The sequence below is a fragment of the Bartonella birtlesii IBS 325 genome, assembly GCF_000273375.1.
In the GTDB taxonomy this organism is placed as follows: Bacteria; Pseudomonadota; Alphaproteobacteria; order Rhizobiales; family Rhizobiaceae; genus Bartonella; species Bartonella birtlesii.
This window is the reverse complement of the sequence record NZ_CM001557.1, coordinates 964,005-985,982: the sequence shown is the minus strand read 5'-3', so window position 1 is coordinate 985,982 and position 21,978 is coordinate 964,005. Positions and strand designations below refer to the sequence as shown.

The following is a 21,978-nucleotide window of genomic DNA, read 5'->3' as shown; positions in this document are numbered from 1 at the left end:
AATTTACAAAATCTCTGCCCCACTCATGATAAAGTACTATTTTTTGAAAATTGGAAGAGCAACAAAACGATTTTGCTCATTTGTCCGTACTTGTAAGAGTATGGCTTTTCTTCCTAGCTTTTGAGCATTCTTGATTGTATCCGTAATATCAGAAGCCTTTTTAACAGGTTTATTATTTACTGTCACAATAACATCACCTGGGCGGATTCCCTTATCTGCAGCATCTGAATCCGAATCCACATCCGTTACAACCAATCCTAGACCATCATCAGAAGGTGCAACAATTAGCCCATAATCTTCCAATGTCTCATCTGAATCACCGCGTTCAGTTGAATATTTTGAACCTTCTTTTTTCCCTTCACTTTCAGGCATTGAAGCAAGTTTTACCTTGATACTGTCCTCCTTACCAGATCTCCAAATCCCTAAGGTAACGGTTTCTCCTGGTCTAATATTTGCAATACGCTTTGCCAGATCACGAGAATCGTTAATTTTTTCATCATTCAATGTAATAATAACATCACCTGCCTTAATACCAGCCTTTGATGCTGGTCCTTTTAATGGATCAGTAATCAAAGCGCCTTTCGCTTCTTTCAAACCTATTGAATCAGAAATTTCCTTCGTTACTGGCTGAATCTGAACCCCTAGCCAACCACGTTGAACTGAACCTTTTTCGATAAGTTGTTGTACAACCTGTTTTGCTGTTGCTGCTGGAATAGCAAAAGCAATCCCAACATTTCCTCCTGAAGGAGTAAAAATTGCTGTATTAACTCCAACAACCTTGCCATTCAAATCAAAAGTTGGACCTCCAGAATTTCCTCTATTAACAGCAGCGTCAATCTGAATAAAATCATCATAACTACTGGTGCCAATATCACGTCCACGTGCCGAAACAATACCTGCTGTCACAGTTCCACCGAGACCAAATGGATTACCAATAGCAACAACCCAATCACCAACGCGAAGCTTTGAATCATCACCAAAATCAACATAGGAAAATTTTCTTTTATCATTTACTTTTAGAACTGCAAGGTCAGTTTTTGGATCTTTTCCAATGAGCTTTGCATTCAATTCTGTACCATCATCAAGAACAACAGAATAACTTGTACCTTCAGAAATTACATGATCATTGGTCACAATATAACCATCGGATGAGATAAAAAAGCCCGAACCAAAAGCTATAGGTCGCAGTCTATTTGAATGTGGTGAAAATTTATTTTTAGGCTTATCAAGATCATAAAATTCTTTAAAAAATCTTTTCAAAGGATGTTGATCTGGTAATTGCTCCATACCTGGAGCACTAAAAAAATTGCTAAAGAACCATTCTTCTTTCTTTTTATTACTCTTTACTTGCACTGCTACAACCGCAGGTTTTACTTGAGAAACAATATCTGCAAATCCCTGCTGTTGTATTAATGAAGTAAGTACAGAACTCGCATGAGCCGACGTCGTGAATAAACTTGACCCACATCCACTAAAAAACAATACACTTTCCAACGCAGCAGAAAAGCTTACTGCGACTAATGTTTTAAAGAAAGTTTTTTTAACCATTTGGTATACGCTCCTATTCAATGATATTTCTATCCCAATGTTGATCCTTATAGAACAACAGACCTTACCGTTTTCTGTCTAAATTGTTAAAGTTTTGTAAGATTTAAGTACATAACAATACAATCATGACCAATTTTAATGACCTCAATTTTTTTTCATATAATACCTCTCTCAGCTATTTTTCTGCATCAGCATTCAAGATTAGCATTTTTTGATTTGTATTGTTTTGTCCGAAAAAGTATCACGCCTGCACTTATGAGAATTATTATCAAAGGAGATAGCCATAAAAACCAAGTTGTTTTATTAAATGGTGGCTTTAAGAGAATAAACACACCATATCGTTCAACAAGAAAATCAATAACTTGTTGATTAGTATGCCCCATTTTTAATCGTTCCCGAATCAACAACCGTAAATCACGTGCTAGGAGAGTATCTGAATCATCAATTGATTGATTTTGGCAAACCGGACAGCGTAAATGAGATGAAATATCTCGTGCACGTGATTCAAGCACTGCATCTTTTAAAATTTCATCGGGCTCTAAGGCTATTACTGACTGCAAAGAAAAAATCATGATTAAAAAAAATAAAATATAAAGCAATATTTTTTTCATTTATGTGCCTTTCCAAAAAAATTAATGCGAAAAGCATCCTGTCGACCGGTGCGAAAAAAATAACCTAAAAGAGAAAAACACCCACCGATAGCCATCATCGATGCCCCTAACCATACACATATTATGTAAGGCTTCCACCATATATGCATAACAACTCCCCGATCATCCATACGCCCCGGTACAATATAGAGTTGTGATAAACCATGATTTTGGATACCAACTTCCGTCGTTGAGGTATTTTGGCTTGAATAAAACCGTTTTGATGCTGTTATATTCCCCACCGTATTTTTATTTTCATATACCGTAAAATGAAACTCCACTGCCGAATAATTTGAACCAACACCATCGCGGACTTCATCCAAATGAAGAGTTTTCCCTGCTATCGTTACCATATCGCCTATGTGCATATTTAAAATACGCTCCTGCACAAAAGATGTCACGCAAACGATACCAAATAATGTAACGCCTAATCCCATATGCGCCATTGCCGCACCAAAAACCGACCATGGTAATTTTATAAATCTCTTAACCCGCACCCCAAAAGTTACCTTATGATGTCCACTCTTCTCCCAAAGATCAGCTAAACTGCCTAAAACAACAAAAGCTGAAAGTCCTATTCCTAAAATGGTAAAAATATCACGCAAAGAAGTTGCATAAAATGCGATAAAACAAGCCATACAGACTAATGCAAAAATAAACCAAAGCCGTTCAAAAACAGCCAGAAAATTACCGCGTTTCCACGCCATCATTGATCCAAATGGAGTCAGTAATAACAATAGCATCATTAAAGGCCCACAGGTAAGATTAAAAAAAGTAGCTCCTACAGAAATTTTTTGCCCAGTTAATGCTTCAATGAAATAAGGGTAAAGCGTACCAATCAATACTGTTGCTGTTATTGTTGTAAGTAACAGATTATTTAAAATAATAAAGCCTTCACGCGAAATTGGCTGAAATAATCTCCCTGTTGTCAAAACAGGTACACGCACTGCAAAAAGAAGCAAAGCTCCTCCCGTGAAGAAGAATAAAAGTGCAAGAATTGCTTGCCCTCGTGCTGGATCAACAGCAAAACTATGAACAGATATTAAAAGACCAGAACGAACAAGAAAAATTCCCATAAGAGAAAGGGAAAAGGTAAGAATTGCCAAAAATAAGGTCCAACTTTTCAATGCTTCCCGTTTTTCAAGAACAAGAGTGGAATGCAAAAGAGCTGTTCCTGAAAGCCAAGGCATAAACGAAACATTTTCAACAGGATCCCAAAACCAATAACCACCCCATCCTAGCTCATAATAAGCCCAATAGGATCCAACCATAATACCCAATGTCAAAAAACACCAAGAAAGTAAAAGCCAAGGACGAACCCAACGCGCCCAAAACCTATCAACATAGCCTATAATCAATGCAGCAACCGAAAAAGAAAAACAAAGTGAAAAACCAACATAGCCTAAATAAAGAAGTGGTGGATGAATTGCTAACGCAATATCCTGCAAAAGAGGATTGAAATCTTTTCCTTGCAATGCCGGTGGATCAAGGCGTAAAAATGGATTGGATAGAAAAAGAATAAATAAAAGAAAAGAGCTTGTTATCCAACTTTGGCATATTAAAATGAGTGTCTTCAATTGTGCTGGCAAATGCTGGCTAAAAAACGCTAGCAATGTACTAAAAAAAGCGAGACTTAAAACCCATAACAACATGGAGCCTTCGTGGTTTCCCCAAACACCTGTGATTTTATAGAGCATTGGTTTTTCTGAATGAGAGTTCTCAACTACATTCAAAACAGAAAAATCAGAGACAATATAGGCATGAACAATAATTAAAAAAGATAAGAATAATAAGGTAAAAGTAACATATGTCAGAGGCACAGCTGTTTGCATTAGCGAACGCTCCCTCCACAAAACACCTAAAGCAGGTAAAAAGGCCTCTAACAAACTAACGGCAAAAGCTGCAGCTAAAAAAATATGACCTAGCTCGATAAGCACAATCGAATTATTTCTCCACACTATGATGTTTTTTTAAACGATCCGCTGTTTCTTTAGACATATAAGTCTCATCATGTTTTGCTAAAATACGCGTACCTATAAAAAAGCCCTGTTTATCAAAATATCCTTCTACGATAACCCCTTGTCCTTCACGAAAAAGATCCGGCAAAATACCATTAAAAATTACTTTTTGATGTTTTTTGTTATCCGTTACAAAAAAAACAATGCCCTTCTCTCCAAGATATTTAATACTCCCCTTTCCAACAAAACCGCCTAAACGCAAAGAGTATCCCGTTAAAATATCTTTTTTTGTAATTTCAGATGGTGTTCGAAAAAAACTTACCGTATTACGCATTACATAGATAATAAGACTTGTTGCAATTGCTATTACCAAACAACATGATAAAATAATCAGCAATCGATTTTTTTTCCGCTGCTTTAAAATAACTCTCAATGAAGGAGTGGTATGAAACGGGTGACTGTTCATAAATTGTCTATGGAAATTCTTTTATAAATGCGCTGTATAAACATTGAGTATTCACATGCCTTATCTTGCAAAGAAGCTTGGCATATCTTGCATGGGGATGCAACATTTTATCCAATGTCTTTACCACTGCTAAATATCCCCTTTGATTTTCATAATCTAAACCGACAATAATTACTTTTCTTAAGATTCTAATTGAATGCATTACGTAACTGAATAATCATGGCTTCAATACGTGATCGTCCTGTAAAATCTTCAGGCATTGTATCAAGAAAATTTTGTAAAAACTGTACTGCTTGCACAGATTTACCTGCCTGATGAAGCGCTTCAGCAATTAATAAACGAGGATAAAAATCTTTTGGCGCCAAATCTACGGCTTTTTGAAAAGCCTTTTGTGCTTCTTGTGTAATCATGCCACCTTCATAACCAACCAATGCCAACCCATATCCAACAAGCCTTGGAGCCGTTTCTCCATTCAAGCGCAGCGCATCTAAATAAATATTCACAGCATCCTGGAAATAGCCTTCTTCGAGGTATCCTACTGCTAATGCATCTGCCAACTTGCCATCATGAGGTAAGCGAAAAAAAAGCGCTTGTAAACGAACAAGCTGTTCATGCTTACTGAGCTTATTAGGGTCTTTATGCATGAGTTCGTTAAAAAAATAACTTTTAACTTCTGGATTGCCTGTCAAACCGTAAATACTCCATGTCATAAGAAGAACAAAAAAATACTTAAAGTTTTTAGAGTATATGTTTTTTATCATGCGAACAAGTCTTACCAGAATTAATCGAATACATATGGATTCTATTATTATCGATGACTTGCACTTTCAACTCTTCTTTTTCCCCACAATGATGAAGCGAAAAAAAAAGAATATTTGCTAAAAATATAAGAAAAAATACTGCTAAAACCAATAAGAGCATGTTATTTTGCTACCAATGTGAAAATTAAAAAATTCGCTAGTTTATCCTTTTCCACTTATCAGAGATAGCAAAACAAAATTTTACTTTTCCATTTTAATTATAAAAACTATACTTAGAACTTTAAAATATCTCTCTGTATATCATGTAAAAGCGATGCTTTGCTTATGGATTTCCATATATATAATTCTCAGCAAAAAATAATTCATCTTCTTCTTGGTAATATAACTTTTGCACATAACCCTCCCAGAACAGAACGCGATAGAAAAAGACTTCCACCATATTCATTGACCATATCTGAAACAATCGCTAACCCTAAACCTGTCCCCGGCTTGCTTTCATCAAATCGATACCCTCTTTTGAACGCTTCATCAATTTTATCTTCTGTTAAACCAGAACCATCATCTTCCACAAAGATACTAAAATATTCCGTTTCTTCAATATTTTCTTCTAAAAAACAGGAGATGAGAACCTTTGTGCGAGACCACAAAGCCGCATTATCAATTAAATTCCCTATAATTTCTTCTAAATCCTCCCTTTCACCAGAAAAAACAATATCATCGACATCCATAACAAATTGAAACTGTTTTTTAGGATTAAGCTTTTCCATAACTCGCATCAAGCGATCAATCACTCTGCGAACAGATGTATGATAAATGATACTATCACATTGTGCTACAATCCGTGCACGCTGGAGATAATGATTTATTTGTGCCTGCATTATTTGCGTTTGCTCTCTCAATAAAAGAGCCTGTTCTCCACACATCTTATCAACCTCATTCATCATCACTGATAGCGGTGTCTTCAATGAATGAGCGAGATTTCCAACCTGTGTACGAAATCGTTCAATAATACGCTGATTATTATTAATGAGAGCATTCATCTCTTGTACTAGCGGCATGACTTCGCTTACTAAATCCATATTCATATAATGAATTCTACCTTCACGTATATCATTTACTCGTTGTCGTATAAGCTTCAACGGTTGTAAACTAAAAAAAATAAGAGCAATATTGATAAGAACACTACCTATACCAAAACTCCAAAGAAAAATTTGTAAAGTTTGCTTAAATTCCCGTACTTGTGCATGAGCTTCATCAATATTCCCAATAAGGCGAAAACGTGCAATATGATTTTTATTATCAAGAACAACATCACTCTCAATGACTTGTAGCTTTTGACCACGCTCCCCCTTTATCCGATAAGAGCGAAAGAATTTGTTGTCAAAAGGTACATCGATATTGTTGGGTGAAAATATGTTTCCCATTCCCAAGGAAGGTGATGTTAATCTTCCTTTTAGATTATGTGATATTGCAACGACTTCCCAATACCATCCCGTTGTTGGATCAGAATAACGAATACCATCAATCCCAATATTTCCTCTTAAGTTTCCCTCTGGTGAAACTGTCACTGTTGCAATGAGACTATACAGATGTGCAGAGAGAATACGTTCTAAGTTTTGTTCACTTGAGCGCCTATAAAATAAAATACTGACTGCAGAAATTGATGAAAGTGAAATAACAACCCATAACGTTGATAAGATCATAACGCGTAAACTAAGAGATCTACTAACAAAAAAAATAGCCTCCGGAGTTGATTATTTTTCTTTAAAATATTCATTGGTCACCTAACGTTTTCACGCGATAGCCCATTCCTCGAATAGTTTCAATCAAATCCATTCCAAGTTTTTTACGTAAGCGTCTAATAAAAACTTCTATCGTATTGGAATCTTTATCAAAATCCTGATCATAAAGATGTTCAGTAAGTTCCGTTCTCGAAATCACCCTATCACAATGATGCATGAGATATGAAAGAAGTCTGAACTCATAGGATGTTAATTTAATCAACTTGCCATCAATAAAAACACGAGAAGTCTTGGTATCCAATAAAACATTCCCACAACATAATGTACTTGTTACATGCCCTGTTGTGCGACGAATTAACGCCCGCAACCGCGCCATCACTTCTTCCAAATGAAATGGCTTAACAACATAATCATCAGCACCTGCATCAATTCCACGTACCTTATCAGACCAGCGGTCTCGCGCCGTTAGGATTAAAATAGGCATGGAACGTCCTTCTTGGCGCCATTTTTCAACAATACAAATCCCATCTATATAGGGCAAACCTATATCAAGTATCACAGCATCATAAGACTCTGTACTTCCTAAAAAATAAGCCTCCTCACCATCGAAAGCATTATCTGAAACATATCCCGCATTCTTTACAGCTTCCGCTAATTGATGATTGAGGTTTCGATCATCTTCGGCAATTAAAATACGCATGATAACATCTACCAAATACTAATCGGCGGGAACCACAGCCTCAACACGGCGCAGTTTTTCACCGTTACGGGCTGGTATAACAACCACAATCATACACATATCTTTTTTATCATGAACAACTAATTTTGAGCGTACTAATACCCCATTTTCTTGGATGGCAACCTTTCTTCCCACCTCAGTGCACTCAGAAGCTAAAACAGAATTCGCTCCTAAAAAAAATGCTAGCATCATAAATAAGGAATTTTTTTTCATCATAAAGGCTTCATAATCTATTCTAAATGAATATAGGATGAACAATGGCTCTCGTTTCTTCAAAATCATACTAGAGTGAAGATTTAATTTCTGTATAACAGAATAATAAGGCTGTATTGCTTCCAATTTTAAAATTGGAACCTTTTTCGTTATAAAATAATGGAAAGAAAAATGTTTTCAACAAATTATAAAAGCTTAATACATAGTCAAAAAAAATAAATGATCTTTTTTTAAGTAAAATCTTTCTTCGTTAACACTATAGCAAAAAATTACTTTGGCTCCATATAGCTATTGTAAATTTGTTTAATTGTATTGCTTTGCCGTAGGCCCTTTATTTAATGTTTGATTTTTTTAGAAAAAAGAAAAAAAACATCATAAGCCATTTCATAGTCCTGCACTTATTGAATTAGATGCATTGTTTGACACAACAATTTATCGCATCCGCTCTGCTCACAACTCCTTCTGGAATACAGCAAAAATTACCTCACAGTATTTTCATATTCGTGGATGGAAACGCTTTACAGTAGAGCTTCTTGATGAAATACTCACGTTAGGATTAATTGGTCTTACTCTTTTCACTATTATTGGTATTTCTGTTTTTGCGTTAACAAAAAAAGATTGGTATTTGCCTAAAAAAATTTCCATTCTTTTTCTAGATCGTTATGGAAATCCCATAGGCCACCGTGGTGCATTACCAGCTGTATCCGTCCCCGTTGAAGAAATGCCCAGTTTTGTTATTAAAGCAGTTCTTGCAACGGAAGACCGCCGTTTTTTTGATCACTGGGGGATTGATTTGCAAGGTCTTACCCGAGCAATCTCACAAAATATGCAAGCTAAAAATGTAGTTCAAGGTGGCTCAACTCTTACACAACAACTGGCTAAAAATTTATTCTTAACAAATGAACGAACCATAACACGCAAAATTAAAGAAGCTTACCTCGCCCTTTGGTTAGAAGCAAATTTCAGCAAAAAACAGATTTTGCAACTTTATCTTGACCGTGCATATATGGGAGGAAACAATTTTGGTATTGCAGCAGCAGCAAAATTTTATTTTGGGAAAGATATACGCAATATATCTCTTAGTGAATCCGCTATGTTAGCAGGTCTCTTCAAGGCCCCAACTAAATATGCTCCTCATAGCCACCTTTTTGCTGCTCAAGCACGTGCTAATGTAGTACTTGCTAATCTTGTTAATAGTGGTTTCATGACTGAGAGCCAAATTATCGATGCTCATCGCCATCCTGCCAGAGCACTTACAAAAATAAATAATACTCAACCTGATTATTTTCTTGATTGGGCATTCGGCGAAGTCAAAAAAATGGATGACCAACTTCCAAGCCATACTTTGATCGTTCAGACTACTCTCGATCCGGATATTCAAAAAGCAGCAGACGAAGCAATCGCCTATCATTTACATCAGTATGGTCAACAATATCGCGTAACACAAGCAGCCACCGTAATACTTGATAATAACGGAGCTATCTGTGCAATTGTTGGAGGACTTGATTATAGTAAAAGTCAATTTAACAGAGCAACACAAGGCGGTCGGCAACCTGGTTCTTCATTCAAGCCTTATGTTTACGCAGCCGCAATGGAACGTGGTTTGTCTCCCTCCACAATAGTCTCAGATGCCCCCATAAATTGGGGAGGTTGGTCACCCAAAAATAACTCGGGTCGTTATCTTGGTAAAATTGATTTAGCAACCGCTTTAGCTTTTTCTATCAATACAGTGCCTGTCTACCTTACCTATCAATATCTTAACCAAGATACCCAACCTATCATAGATCTGATCAAAAGTATGGGAGTTCATGCACATATTTTATCACACAAAACTATGGTTCTAGGCACATCCAATATGACACCAATGGATCAAGCAATTGGTTTTAATGTTTTTGCTAATGGTGGTATAGCTGGAAATCACCATGGTTTCACACAAATCAAGACAACAGATGGACATGTGCTGTGGGACTTTGAGCATAATGGTAATAAGCCCCATCGAGCACTCAGTAGCCAATCAGCAGCTTATATGAACCAAATGATGGTTGGTGTTACAACACGTGGATCGGGTAAACGTGCAGCTCTTCCTATGACCCTTGTTGCTGGGAAAACTGGAACATCACAATCTTATCGTGATGCTTGGTTTGTCGGCTTTACCGGTAATTATACGGGAGCTGTATGGATGGGTAATGATGATTTTTCATCAATGAATCACGCTTTTGGTGGGGGTGTTCCTGCTATGATATGGCATCGTATTATGCTTTCTGCACACCAAAATATCATGCTTAAACAACTCTATGGCGTAAAAAATTCTCTCCTTTCTTATCAACCTCAAACACTTCCTTCTTATAATGATTCTGAATTTGCTCCGCATATACCTTATACGCTCTCATCTGAAACATTAAATATTTTACGTCTGATTAATGACGATCTGAAAAAGCTATCTGCATTCTCTTTGAGAAAAAAAACTATCGGAGCTTCAAAACTTTGAATTCAAGATATCCTATAATGTTTGTTAAAATTATCACTCCCTTTTTTATTTTTGTTTTTTCCATTTTACTTGGGGTACTAAGTATCGATTATACACTCAATTCCTTTAATTATTTTGGAAGATTCACAATTGGAGCATGGAGTGCTTACCCTCAAGTGGGTACATCCAACACAGACCCTTATACGCGCGCACGCGCTGCAAAACGGGGTGATATTTCAATTGGAAACACAGAAGGGCTTATTTTTAAAATTTGGCAAGATAATTACGGGCGTCCACTACAGCCTCATTGCCATTACTTACTTAAAGGACACATTCCTAAAACCCGTCTCTTTACTCTTTATACAGCGGACAAATCACTCAAACCGTACATTTCATCCAAGGCTATACCTTTCGAGCTCTACACCAATAATACCAATTATGAAAGTGATGGCACATTACGTATTAATATTTCACCAACACCTCAAACCGGCAATTGGCTTGCAACAGTTAGTCAAAAAGAATTCGGTCTTATTCTCACTTTGTATGATACCTCTATCATCTCTGCAACACCATTGCAAAAACTCATTATGCCATCGATAGAACAAATCCCATCAGGACAAATAGACTGTGATTAGATTCATTCACACCGTACTTCTTATAATTATCGGCGCTCTTATTGTTCATATTTGCGTTCTCTTTCTGATCCCTTATTGGATGCAAAATAAAATATGGGAAGAACTTAAAAAAACAGGAAATCCTTATCAGTTTGTTGAGTTGAATATGCGTAATCCTCTTCAGCAGACTACCGATCCACTCTTTCTTCTTAAAGTTTGCAGATTTGATCTCGAAAATGGCCCCGTTCATTTAAAAGCTTCAAAAACAATCCAATTTTGGTCACTCGCAGCTTATACACAAACCGGAACTATTTTTTACAGCCTTAATGACCGTACAGCACCTGATGCAACACTTGATCTCATCATTGGAAAACCGATACAAATCATAGAACTGAAAAAATCAAAACCTCAAAATAATGGAAATGCAATTTTGGTTGCTAAAAATTTGGATAAAGGTTTTGCACTCTTACGCATCTTTGCCCCCTCTGTCCTTGCTAAGAAAAAAAGCGAAGCCTTTTTTTCATCTGCAACCTGTCATATACTGAATCAATAAAAGCACAGCAACTTCTCATTACACAAATGTTTCTTTTCTATAAATCTGCTACACAAATGCATAAAAAAATCCCTTTGCCCAAAAAATTATAAAGATAACTAAAAATACTGAATAAACAGATTTATAAAAAAATTAAAGTGTGTTAGCTAAATTTGTTTTTACATTATGATAATTCTCCTGATAAAATTAGAGTAATACTATCGTAAACCATAAAAGCAATGACCATTGCCTTCATGAGTTAATGAGAATAACGACCACAAACGAATGGAGTATCACACATCCTTGACCTTAAAAGGAAATGCTTTACTTTTGTTGTATGATCAGAAGCTTTTTGTGAGATATAAAATCTAAACAAATTATACTTCTAATCCGTGGTTGAAGGGGAAAAACTTCATGAAGAAGAGATATGTTCGGTTAGTCTCAAGGGCAGCTGTATGGTCCCCTCGTTTTGGTGGATTGGCTTTCTTTATTTTATTGTTTTCAGTTCTTTTACAGCGTTTTTCTGTGATTAATGTCGTTGATTTCATCATTTTGATTATCATCTCTACTTGCTGTGTTGTTGCCTCTCTTTTTCTTGCATTCAAAGCACTGCATAGTTTGTGGGTATATAACGCTCTTGGGGGAATGAAAGCTTTAAAAGGGATCATTTATTCGTTGATTACTGGTACACCATTGGTACTGTTTTTGGGATTTTGGTTTGCTTTGCCAGCTCTTCATGATATTTCTACCGATACACGCAGACCACCAGCTTTTTTTCGTACAACACGTCCCAGCAATGCTTTGCCACTTAAGAGTATTTTGATCGAACAAACAGCATTACAAATGTCACAATGGCCAGAAATGTCAGGGCGTCGTTATGATGGTTCTCCTAATCGTGTTCGTGATTCCGTTCTTAATGTATTAGCTGCTTACGATTGGCCTATTATTGCTCAACGGGAGTTTAAAGGTGAAGAACATGAAATCTATATTGAAACAATAGCAAAAACTTTTTACCTCGGTTTTATTTCAGATATTATTATACGTTTAACCGATGAAGGCGATACGACTTTTGTTGATATGCGCTCTGCTTCACGTTATTTGCCAAGAGACTTGGGGTCTAATGCTGCTTTTATTATCAATTTTATGGATGCGCTTGATACAGAAATAGCTTCACTCCCTATTTCTCAAGATGATAGGTAAAAATTTGAAAGTCTTATACACTCTATATGAATAACGCAGCTTATTCCTAAAATAAATTTCTCAATGTGCGAAGATGAATAAACAACTTATCACCTCTTAATAAATTATTGGTATCTTTCAACCGCGTTCCCCAAAACCTTATAGAAGCTTCTGAGCACATAAATTATGATTAAAATGCTTGAATTCGAATTTTCAATTTTAATATCATCGTAAATTGGCTTTTATTACAAGATTAGGAAATAGAAATGATACAATGAGCTAACAAATACCCTTTATAAGCTTACCTCCCGAAATCAGATAATTGCATTCATCAAAACACTACAATAATATTTACCGAGATATCTAATGTAAATGAATATAATCAAAGAAGAATCAACAATAAATAGCATATTTACATTGTTACCATGCTAAATTTTGTAGCCATTGTTTTGCACACTTGCATTGAGCGAATCGATGTCTAATAATTACCGTCCACATCTTGCTCTTCCGGTGCATGAAAAGCTTCTATGTTTTTGTTATTCTGATGGCTGTTATCATGCTGTTTTGCTTAGCAGATAAAAGGAATTTTACCATGAATCCAACCCCAAAGGCCTAAAAATTGGAAAGAAAAGGAAATAAGTTAAAAGAATCAATGGAATCAAAATTCCCGAACTTTTATATAACCTATTGATTTGATTAAATATTGGCTGGGGTACCTGGATTCGAACCAGGGAATGCCGGTACCAAAAACCGGTGCCTTACCGCTTGGCTATACCCCAAAAATATGCTCACAACCGCTTTTGCACCTTATAGCGATTCCTGTGAATGTGCGCAATATCTGAAAATCAAAGCTTTTACTTTTTCATCATAAAACTTTGAAATCTTATCCCTGTTGTGTTGATACAAAATTTGTCACAAAAATCTTATATTAGCTTTTTTTAATACAAGGAATAGCTATAATTCATCAGTTATTTTGCATTTTGAATCAATATTAGGTATCATTGAACTTATAAAAAGTTGTTCAATTCTATAGTAGCTGTCCCCAAAGAAGCTCCAATACTCTATTCGCAAAACACTGTGATAAATGCAATGCTATAGATATATGAATAGGGGAGAAAAATTGTATGATATTTGGATATTTTTAAATAAAACAATAATTTATAATCTATAATTATCTTTACTGCTCATTTAATAAGCATGGCACTACCATGATTTAAAGTGATAATTGATTTTTATTAGTCCACAGATGAAAAATTTTTCAGAAGCAGCTTTTATAAATTAATGATATTTTTTGTTTAAGCGTGTAAACTAAGAAATACTTTTATGAAGAAATCATCATCAAAATTTTAACATAAATAGCCATTCAACATTTGCTTTTAGATACTGTAAATGGCAAATTGAATTTGTGGAGTGAGCTTAAACAATTAGAATCAAGGAGACTTTTAAATGGCTTTTGAATTGGCCCCTTTGCCTTATGACTATGATGCTCTTTCGCCTTATATGTCACGCGAAACGCTTGAATATCATCATGATAAACATCACCTTGCTTATCTTACCAATACAAATAATTTTGTGAAAGATTTAGGCTTAGAAAATGAAAGCCTTGAAGATATTGTGAAAAAAAGTTTTGGAAAAAATATTGGATTGTTTAATAACGCAGCGCAATATTACAACCATAACCATTTTTGGCTTTGGATGAAGAAAGACGGCGGCGGTCGAAAACTTCCTGAAAAATTAGCAAAAGCTATTGATGTAGATCTAGGTGGATATGATAAATTCCGCGCTGATTTTATTGCTGCTGGCGTTTCCCAATTTGCTTCTGGATGGGCATGGGTTGCTTTTAAAGATGGGAAGCTTGAAATTATGAAAACACCTAATGGTGAAAATCCTTTAGTTCATGGTGCCCAACCTATTCTGGGTGTTGATGTGTGGGAGCATTCCTATTATATTGACTACCGCAATGTGCGTCCAAAATATCTTGAAGCTTTTGTAGATCATCTTATTAATTGGGACTACGTTTTGAAACTTTATGAAGATTGTGAGTTTTAATTTAGTGTTCCATGCTTTATGAAAGGCTTCATAAGCTAGAAATTATAAAGCCTTTCAAAAAAATAAAAATACCTAAATTAATAACAGTTTTTTCCTGTTATTTTTAGAATATATGCATAAATATATGCAACTTCTTCTAATTTTGAAAAACGTCCAGCGGCTCCTACATGACCTGAATCCATATTAATGCGTAATAAAATCTCATTATCGTCTGTTTTTAAATCTCTTAATTTTGCTACCCATTTTACAGGCTCCCAGTAGGTTACACGAGGATCGGTTAATCCTGCAATTGCAAGTATAGGAGGGTATTTTTGTGCTTTAACATTATCATAGGGGGAATAAGAAGCGATAAGCTTATAATCTTCTTTTGATTCAAGAGGATTTCCCCATTCTGGCCATTCAGGGGGAGTCAATGGTAGTGAAGCGTCTAACATTGTCGTTAATACATCAACAAAAGGTACATTTGCTACAATTCCAGCAAAATCCTGTGGTGCTATATTGGCAATAGCCCCCATCAACATCCCCCCTGCTGAGCCACCATAAGCAATAAGCCGGTCGTGAGAAGTAAATTTGTTATTTACAAGATAACGCCCACAAGCAATAAAATCTGTAAATGTATTGTATTTAAAAGAGTGTTTTCCTTTCTCATACCATTCAACTCCCTTTTCTTTTCCTCCACGAATATGGGCAATAGCATAAATAAAACCTCTGTTTACCAAAGAAAGTATATTGCTATTAAAACTAGCTGGTATAGAAATTCCATAAGCACCATAACCATAAAGCAAACAGGGTGCACTACCATTAAGAGTCGTTGTTTTGTGATAAAAAAGTGAAATAGGAATTTTTTCACCATCATCTGCTATCGCTGTAATACGTCGTGTTACATACTCTTCTTGATTATGCCCAGAGGGAATTATTTGCGTTTTTAAAAGTATTCTTTTGCGACTTTTCATCTCATAATCAAACACTTGATCAGGTGTTGTCATAGACGAATAGCAAAAACGAATGGTTTGACTGTTATATTCTGCTGCTCCTTGTAGACCTAACGCATAGGCCTCTTCAGTAAACGCAATGGAGTGAATTTGTTTCGTAATACGCTCCATGATTTTTATACGAGGAAGCCCTTCAAAACGTTCAAGCCAGATAAGAAAATCTTGATAAGCATCATGAGATAATATCAGACACCCAAGTTGATGTGGTACAAATTCAGACCAATTCTCCGATTGTGGAGATGTGTATGGTGCTACCATAATCTTGAAATCTTTTGCGTTATCTAGATTGGTCAAAATATAAAAAACATCACCACCTTCTGTAAGTGAATATTCAATACCTTTTTGTCTTTTCCGTATACATTGAGGAACAGAAAGAGGTTCTTTAGCAGGAATCAACCAAATCTCTGAAGTTTCATGATCATGAATATTAATATAAATAACGTCATTAAGCTTAGAACCATTTACATGTAAGAAAAATCCTGGGTCTTCTTCACGGAAAATAAGCTTATCTTGCGATTGGTTTGTGTTTAATTGGTGATAATATAGCTCTGAAGGTCGGTGGTTTTTATCCATCTTCGTATAAAAAAAACCTTCAGATTTAGCATCCCAGACAATCTGTCCGGATGTATCAATAATTGTGTCCATATAGTCAGATAATGTTTCTAAATTACGAATTTTAGCTGTGTAAAATTCTGATCCTTTATCATCATAGGTCCAGACAACATGTGTATGGTCAGGAGATTCTTGAACTAAACCAAAATTAAAATATTCTTTACCTTCAGCCAAAGCATCACCATTAAGATAAACGTTCTTCTCTCCACCATTCCTTGAGGTACGAAAATAATGTGGTTGTTGACCTCCAGTAACATAAGAGAACCCATAAGCAAAAAGCCCATTTTTTATAGGAACAGAACTATCATTTTCTTGAATACGACCTTTCATTTCAGTAAAAAGTAAATCTTGTAATGATTTTGTATCAGCCATCTGAGCCGCCTGATAAGCATTTTCCTTTTCGAGGTGATGCTGAATATTTGCGTCAAGACAGCTAGGTTTTTTAAAAACATCTTGCCAATTAGATGCACGTAACCAATGATAAGAGTCATCACGACAAATACCGTGATGCACTTCTTGATAAACAATTTTTGATGCTTTGGGAGGAAGTACAAAAGAACCAGTCATACACAATCCTACGTAAAAGATATTGAAAATTTTATTTGTATGTTAGAATCACAAAACATATGCAAGCGTGTATTTTCATAATTTCTACTTAACAACAAAGGAAGAGCTATAATATTTTCCACAATTATACTTTTATATTCCCATTACATAATATCACAAAGATTATCTTCTGAAGAGAAAGCCACTTTTATAAAATTTATACGCTAAAAAAATGAGGCTATTTGATAGCAAAATTGAATTTTTCTTTAAACAATAAAACTAACTTTTGGATATATATAAATTAAGATCTATTTTGATATGGTATACAGATATTAAAAAAGAAAAAGACCTCTCTATGCTATATGACAAATAATTTATTATTCTGTGATATTTTTTATTTCTTCATAGAGTGTAATCATTGCGATTTTTTATTTTATTTATCACATTTTTAATTTTTACGAATCATTTAAGATATTTTTTCTTTTAAAAAAGAAAATTTATAAAAAAATATTTATTTTAGTAATAAAATATTAAATTTGTAAAAGTATAAATTAACATCTTTATTTATATTTTATCTATAAAATACATAACTTTGTGACATATTATTTTTTATCTTTATGATAAATTTTGATTTATACGTGAAATTTTATAGAACAAAACTATATTTAATATCTAAGCGTTTGGTTTTTCTTATTATATATTATGACTAAAAAGAGGTATTTATTTGATTTTTTTGTGTTTTGGTAATTTTGTAGAATAATTGAATTGACAAAAAAGATTTTTGTACAATATGAAACCCATGTGCGTGAGATCTCTGTATCGTGAGTATATGTGCTGTATCTCGATTTTAAATTACTCGATTCTAAATTAAAGGAAACAAGAATGGAACATCGTCCAGTCTTAGAGACTGAAAGCAATTTAGTTATTACATTGGTTGCTGATATTGTTGCTGCCTACGTAAGTAATAATTCTATTCGACCGACTGAAGTACCAAGTTTGATTGCTGATGTCCATGCCGCTTTTCGTAAAGCGGGGAATGTAGAATTAACAGAAAGCGAAATAGAAAAGCAAAGGCCTGCTGTTAACCCAAAGCGTTCGATTTTTCCGGATTATCTCATTTGCCTTGAAGATGGGAAAAAATTTAAATCTTTGAAACGTCATCTCATGACACATTATGGAATGTTGCCAGAAGAATATCGTGAAAAGTGGCAATTAGACAGTTCTTATCCTATGGTAGCACCTAATTATGCGAAAGCTCGTTCAGCTTTAGCAAAAGAAATGGGGCTTGGGCGCAAAAATAAACGGAAAAAAAGCAAATAATTACATTTTCAAACAAATGATATTTCTGAACTGTAAAAGTGTTTTTTCGTAGATGTATTTCTTGTAAGAATGTTGAGTGTTTTTGTTATGAAACATTAGTGCTATATATAACTTTCTTTACGAATTCGTTCAATCATCGATTTAAGACCATTTGAGCGTTGTGGTGTAAGATTGTCGTTTAGGCCAAGTCTTTTAAAGAGTCCTTCGACGTCAGCGTTGCGGATTTCAGAAGCTTTTTTACCCGAATAGAAAGCAAGAAGAATGTAGATAAGCCCACGTACGATATGTGCATCGGAGTCGCCTTGAAATGTTATTGTTGGATTGTCTGTATTAGTACGTGAAGATAAAAGCCATACTTGACTAACACAACCAGGCACTTTATGCGTTTCATTTCGAGCACTTTCAGGAAAAGGCGGCAATTCGTTTCCAAGTTCAATCACATAACGATAACGATCTTCCCAATTATCCAAAAGAGAAAAATTTCCTATAATCTCATCGATCCTTTCTGTCATAATATCAGTCCTGCCCTATTTTGCTAATCCTATTGCACGCAATTATTTTACAGATAAAAATTATTCTTCTTAGTGTAGTGCCAATGATGAATGCTAAAGATTTTGATTTCAAGGTAACACTTTATGTCTCCGTGTGGATTCTTCTGTGCCTATCTTGGAAGTGTCATCTGGAAGAGCTGCCGTCTTCTTGTTATCCAATATATGTCCAAAATATTCATAAGCTGCTCTTGCTCCATCACGTGCACGCTCACCAAGTGAGCTTAAAAATGATTTACCAACTTTGCAGGCTTCTATATTACGGTCACAGAATTTTCCTAAATCATTTAAAGTTTGCCTAAAAGCCACAACCACTTCGCCCGTTGTTGTTTCACTATTTGTTTGAAAAGAGGAATCATTACTGCTTGGTTTTGCTACAAAAAATGAAATGGTGACAAAAATAAAAAATAAAAAAATAATAATTTGATTAAAAAACGTATCATAGGCAACCAATGTACCGCAGTTATAAATGAAACAAAAATAATAATTTATACCCTTCTTCTTTATAAAAAATTTACAAAATTACCATTTTATGGAATTGAACATTTGTTTAGCAAATTTATATCATTGAGAATGAAGCTGGTGCAAAAATGAGCTTTTAAAATCTGTAAGCTTATACTCTCATTAATATAGTCAAATGTATAGCGACAAAAAACGAGGTATCAAAACCATGATATACGAGAACTATAATACGATATAATATTCTGATTCATAATAATAATCTATTATTTCGTATATTAAATGTAAGCCCCTAATACGATCACATTCTCTCATTTTAAACCCTCTTAATGAATGTTCTCAAAGTAAGGGTTATCATAACTCTGAGAGCTGACAAAGAATATGATGGAGCTATCTTGTACAACATATATTACAATTTTTTGTTTTATAAAAAATACTATTACAAAATTATCAAGGCAAAGAAGAAATCTATAGAGATTTTAGAATCACTTGTGTTAATATTTATGAGATTTATCGAATCTGAGTAAAGGATATTTGTACTAAAATATATATGGCATTAGGGAATAATTATGTTCATGATACTATTTTATGAGAATATACCCCTTGTATATATAAGATATTTAAAAAAGATACACACTGCTATCAGTTCCGCAATATAATAAAAAGCCATTTTAACTTAATCTCAAATACTGCTCAATATATTGCACAAAAAAATGAAAAAATAATATAGCATTTTATTAATTTGATAACGATAGGTGACGAGATAACTTATGAAGTATAAAAATGGTACTGTAGAATTGAAACCCCTTTTTACACCTATTAAAAATTCTATAAAATATGGAACTAAAAAATTGTATGAGGGCTATCGTTCATTTATCGCCTTATGCATTTATGTGATAACCTTATTCATTTTTAAAAATCTATAAAGATAGAGATACATCTTCTTCTCATTGGACATAAGAATAATTCATATTCACTTCTATGTAAGAAACAACCGTAATTGGAATAAAAAATAAAAATAATGACAAAAAGACGAAAAATGCGCAAAACAAAAAATGCAAAAAAGCGTAAATACTATAGTAGTCTTGTTATAAGCTTTTTTCTTATAAGTAGTTGTTTTCTTTTTTGGATAGTAAAAACACTTTATTTTTATACACGTAAAAATACTTTTTTTTTCCTTGGAGCCTTTCTCTTTATCATTAGTTTGGGATTTGTTTCCTTTAATGCCTTATTTTCCCAAATGACAATGCATCAGGGTAGCTTTACTAAAATGAAGTTTATATTTCCTCCAGAGTTAAAGCAAAATTCGACTTTATCCGAAAAAAAAGCAATATCTCACCCGATTTCTCACATTCCTTTTATACCTTCTTCAAACAAACTACATAAAAACTCATCTTCACATTCTCTGTCAAAAAATACACTGGAAATGCAAAATAAATTGGCAAAACTAGGTTTCTATGATGGTCCTTTAGATGGAATTGAGGGGCCTAAAACGCGTCGTGCCATAGCACTATGGAAACAACAAACTGCGCAAGAGATGCAAAATAGTACTTTATCCAATACTACAGCAGATGAAATTGCAATATTAATTCAACAGAGTGAAATAAAAATTGCAAATGAAACAAAAGATACGCCGCACTCAGTAAAAACTGTTTTAAATCCTCCTGTAGCAGATATTATACAAGTGCAAAAAGCTTTACGTATTTTTGGTAATCAGGAAGTTATCGTCACAGGTGTAGAAGATCAAAAGACAATAGAAGCTTTAAAACAATTTCAAAAAATGTTTAATCTTCCTATAACAGGTAAGATTGATCATATAGTTTTGGTCAAAATGCGTGAAATTGGTTTGTTGAATTGAAGGAAAACATCTATTTCATAAAGCAAACACTAATAACAGGGTATAATTTACTCTTCTGTCGTATAGTTTTTCTCATAAATATATCAAAGACACTCTTCTTTTTTCATACATAAAATTTGTAACATAGCCTAGAATTTTTTGCTTTTTAGAAAAAATAGAGAGTATATACAATTTATTCTGTATATTTAGATTAATATATTAGTTTATAAAAATAATTATCCGTTTTGCAATTTGAATAAGAACCCAGCATATAGAAATATTATTTTATTTCAATTCCTTAATTCAAAATAAAAAAACATAAAATGCCTCATGAACTACCCTAATATACAAGCGATGACAATATTGGGAACTTGTAAATAGAGTGAAAGTTTAGATCTTGATTTTCATAAGCATAAATATGGCAGTATACAACGAATTTTACACCACACCTCTCATAAAATAATATAATGAGAAGAGCTCTGAATTTAGCTGATTACTATAAGTTCATCGGCTAACTGCACAGTGAGCATGCAATTCTTTGTAAAAGCATACTTCTCTTTAAAACGTGACTAAATAAAGTACACATTAAAAACGTATAAATAATGATTATTTTACTTCTATTTTTGTAGACTTATCAAAAATATACTTTCCTCTCACTACATACAACTTACAGTATATCTTAGAGATATGCTTTTCTCCTTCACAGAAAATAAAAGGTCTGTAATGATTTATTTTAGCGTATGGCA

At 34.2% G+C, this 21,978-nt stretch carries 14 protein-coding genes, 1 tRNA gene and 4 pseudogenes; 7 read left to right on the top strand and 12 right to left on the bottom strand.

Going from position 1 to position 21,978, the window contains the following annotated elements:
- Positions 1-36 precede the first annotated feature (36 nt).
- From QWU_RS04845 to QWU_RS04805, 8 genes and pseudogenes are all read right to left on the bottom strand, one after another.
- Entirely contained in the window at positions 37-1,548 is a 1,512-nt protein-coding gene (locus QWU_RS04845; protein ID WP_006589232.1) for a Do family serine endopeptidase, read from the bottom strand.
- A gap of 188 nt (positions 1,549-1,736) precedes the next feature.
- On the bottom strand, positions 1,737-2,159 hold the full coding sequence (locus QWU_RS04840; protein ID WP_006589231.1) for a cytochrome c-type biogenesis protein: 423 nt from the start codon (positions 2,157-2,159) through the stop codon (positions 1,737-1,739).
- Positions 2,156-4,135 (bottom strand): heme lyase CcmF/NrfE family subunit, encoded by a 1,980-nt coding sequence (locus QWU_RS04835; RefSeq protein WP_006589230.1) that lies wholly within the window; start codon positions 4,133-4,135, stop codon positions 2,156-2,158. Before QWU_RS04835 ends, QWU_RS04840 begins: the two co-directional genes overlap by 4 nt.
- 7 nt (positions 4,136-4,142) lie before the next feature.
- A complete protein-coding gene (ccmE, locus tag QWU_RS04830) occupies positions 4,143-4,622 on the bottom strand; it encodes a cytochrome c maturation protein CcmE (protein WP_006589229.1) in 480 nt (159 codons plus the stop codon).
- Positions 4,623-4,810: 188 nt separating this feature from the next.
- A pseudogene (locus tag QWU_RS04825) lies at positions 4,811-5,543 on the bottom strand (tetratricopeptide repeat protein).
- A gap of 202 nt (positions 5,544-5,745) precedes the next feature.
- Positions 5,746-7,160: pseudogene (locus QWU_RS09140) on the bottom strand (ATP-binding protein).
- Positions 7,157-7,825 carry a response regulator transcription factor gene (locus QWU_RS04810; RefSeq protein WP_006589226.1) on the bottom strand — a complete coding sequence of 223 codons (669 nt, stop codon included), beginning with the start codon at positions 7,823-7,825 and terminating at the stop codon, positions 7,157-7,159. Before QWU_RS04810 ends, QWU_RS09140 begins: the two are co-directional and overlap by 4 nt.
- An 18-nt stretch (positions 7,826-7,843) precedes the next feature.
- Positions 7,844-8,080, bottom strand: a complete 237-nt coding sequence (locus QWU_RS04805) for a hypothetical protein (protein WP_006589225.1) — start codon at positions 8,078-8,080, stop codon at positions 7,844-7,846.
- Positions 8,081-8,415: 335 nt separating this feature from the next.
- On the opposite strand from QWU_RS04805, the pseudogene QWU_RS09135 reads away from it, so the two are divergent.
- The 4 genes and pseudogenes from QWU_RS09135 to QWU_RS04785 all read left to right on the top strand — a co-directional run bounded on the left by QWU_RS09135 (position 8,416) and on the right by QWU_RS04785 (position 12,890).
- Positions 8,416-10,565, top strand: a pseudogene (locus tag QWU_RS09135) (transglycosylase domain-containing protein).
- A gap of 17 nt (positions 10,566-10,582) precedes the next feature.
- Positions 10,583-11,179: a DUF1214 domain-containing protein gene (locus tag QWU_RS04795; protein WP_017196310.1), complete on the top strand. Its 597-nt coding sequence runs from the start codon at positions 10,583-10,585 to the stop codon at positions 11,177-11,179.
- Positions 11,172-11,711, top strand: a complete 540-nt coding sequence (locus tag QWU_RS04790) for a DUF1254 domain-containing protein (RefSeq protein ID WP_006589222.1) — start codon at positions 11,172-11,174, stop codon at positions 11,709-11,711. The genes QWU_RS04795 and QWU_RS04790 overlap by 8 nt, the downstream gene beginning before the upstream one ends.
- A 393-nt stretch (positions 11,712-12,104) precedes the next feature.
- Positions 12,105-12,890, top strand: coding sequence for a DUF1499 domain-containing protein (locus QWU_RS04785; protein ID WP_006589221.1), 786 nt, complete (start codon positions 12,105-12,107; stop codon positions 12,888-12,890).
- Between the two features lie 683 nt (positions 12,891-13,573).
- On the opposite strand, the gene QWU_RS04780 is transcribed toward QWU_RS04785, so the two are convergent.
- Positions 13,574-13,648, bottom strand: a tRNA-Gln gene (locus tag QWU_RS04780).
- A 667-nt stretch (positions 13,649-14,315) separates the two neighbouring features.
- Between QWU_RS04780 and QWU_RS04775 the strand changes: the two genes are divergently transcribed.
- Positions 14,316-14,918: a superoxide dismutase gene (locus tag QWU_RS04775; protein ID WP_006589220.1), complete on the top strand. Its 603-nt coding sequence runs from the start codon at positions 14,316-14,318 to the stop codon at positions 14,916-14,918.
- A gap of 77 nt (positions 14,919-14,995) precedes the next feature.
- Here QWU_RS04775 and QWU_RS04770 read toward each other — a convergent pair whose 3' ends face one another.
- Positions 14,996-17,089, bottom strand: a complete 2,094-nt coding sequence (locus QWU_RS04770) for a S9 family peptidase (protein ID WP_006589219.1) — start codon at positions 17,087-17,089, stop codon at positions 14,996-14,998.
- 861 nt (positions 17,090-17,950) lie between these two features.
- Here QWU_RS04770 and QWU_RS04765 point away from each other — a divergent pair.
- A complete protein-coding gene (locus QWU_RS04765; protein WP_006589218.1) occupies positions 17,951-18,388 on the top strand; it encodes a Ros/MucR family transcriptional regulator in 438 nt (145 codons plus the stop codon).
- A gap of 101 nt (positions 18,389-18,489) precedes the next feature.
- On the opposite strand, the gene QWU_RS04760 is transcribed toward QWU_RS04765, so the two are convergent.
- Positions 18,490-18,900, bottom strand: a complete 411-nt coding sequence (locus QWU_RS04760; protein WP_006589217.1) for a SufE family protein — start codon at positions 18,898-18,900, stop codon at positions 18,490-18,492.
- Between the two features lie 108 nt (positions 18,901-19,008).
- Positions 19,009-19,379: pseudogene (locus tag QWU_RS09130) on the bottom strand (DUF5330 domain-containing protein).
- Positions 19,380-20,416: 1,037 nt separating this feature from the next.
- Between QWU_RS09130 and QWU_RS10570 the strand changes: the two are divergent.
- Positions 20,417-21,253 (top strand): peptidoglycan-binding domain-containing protein, encoded by an 837-nt coding sequence (locus tag QWU_RS10570; protein ID WP_017196309.1) that lies wholly within the window; start codon positions 20,417-20,419, stop codon positions 21,251-21,253.
- Positions 21,254-21,978: the final 725 nt, after the last annotated feature.